The organism is Streptomyces sp. NPDC005574, assembly GCF_040605435.1.
In the GTDB taxonomy this organism is placed as follows: domain Bacteria; phylum Actinomycetota; class Actinomycetes; order Streptomycetales; family Streptomycetaceae; genus Streptomyces.
This window is the reverse complement of the sequence record NZ_JBEXCW010000352.1, coordinates 1-1,093: the sequence shown is the minus strand read 5'-3', so window position 1 is coordinate 1,093 and position 1,093 is coordinate 1. Positions and strand designations below refer to the sequence as shown.

Genomic DNA, 1,093 nt, shown 5'->3' with positions numbered 1-1,093 from the left:
TACGTCGCACGAGAGATCTACCGACTCCTCATCCCCACCACGAAGCCCAGCGGACCGGCGACCCCCGCCCCAACCGCACCTTGACATCCATAGGGCCCCAACCGCACCTTGACATCCATAGGGGCATCAGCACCTCTCGAGATGACCATCCGCTTCACCATCTGGGAACACAGCACCCAGACCATCAGCCTGCCCGCCGGAACCTGACCCAAAGACGGCCACCCGCCCCCACCACGCTCCAAAAAATCACGCTCTCGTTACGTACCTGCGGCGTTGTCGCACGATCGAGGGGCGGTCTCCGTGAGACCGCCCCCGTACGATCGAAGTCCATCTACACTCCCGCCACCCGGCGAAAAGACCAGGTCAGACAGCGAAATCCTGCTGGAGTATTAGGGCGGCGCGCGTGGTCCTGATCCGACCAGCCAAAACTATCTGCGCAGAAGTGCGCACTACTGTAGAGTTAGTGCATGGATACCTATCCCATCACCGAGGCCCGGAATAAGCTCGGGTCCCTTGCCCGGCAGGTCAGCGCCGAGCAGAAGCAGGTCGCCCTAACCGACCGTGGCCAGACCATGGCCGTGCTGATCAGCCCGGCAGAGCTGGAAGAGCTGGAGTATCACCGCGTGACCGCGGAGTATCTGGCACGCAAGGAACGCGGCGAGACCGGTCCCGTCATCCCGCAGGATGAAGCCCGTCGCCGGATCTTCGGGGACGTTGCGTGAGCTATCGCGTGGTGTGGGAACCGTCTGCCCTGGCCGTCGCGGAGAAACACGCGGTGGGCGACCGTGAGGGTGTCCAGCAGGTTTTCGCAGCGGTTGATCTCCTGGCCGACAATCCCCGCCCCGTTGGCGCCTTCACTGTCGGAACCAGCAGCATCTACCGCATTCAGGTCGGCTTCTACCGAGTCCAGTACGAGATCGACGAACAGACGGTCACCGTGACTGTTTTCCATCTCGGCCGAGCCTGATCCGATGGCGCTCTCAGCGTCCCGATGACCGGCTGAGGTGACCCCTGCGATGTGGACACACCTGACAATGGATCTTGGTGATCCAGGAAGGTGAAGATCTACGTGGGACGGCCCTCGAAGTACAAC

Annotated in this window: 2 protein-coding genes; both read left to right on the top strand. The window is 62.3% G+C overall.

Going from position 1 to position 1,093, the window contains the following annotated elements; translation table 11 throughout:
* Nucleotides 1-467 precede the first annotated feature (467 nt).
* Complete coding sequence (locus ABZT03_RS44685; RefSeq protein ID WP_356050099.1) at nucleotides 468-722, top strand: type II toxin-antitoxin system Phd/YefM family antitoxin; 255 nt, start codon at nucleotides 468-470, stop codon at nucleotides 720-722.
* Nucleotides 719-967: a type II toxin-antitoxin system RelE/ParE family toxin gene (locus ABZT03_RS44680; RefSeq protein ID WP_356050097.1), complete on the top strand. Its 249-nt coding sequence runs from the start codon at nucleotides 719-721 to the stop codon at nucleotides 965-967. The genes ABZT03_RS44685 and ABZT03_RS44680 overlap by 4 nt, the downstream gene beginning before the upstream one ends.
* The last annotated feature ends 126 nt before the right edge of the window (nucleotides 968-1,093 follow it).

Coding starts and splice junctions, on each gene's coding strand:
- ABZT03_RS44685 (WP_356050099.1), top strand. CDS start 468: ATGGATACCTATCCCATCACCGAGGCCCGGAATAAGCTCGGGTCCCTT.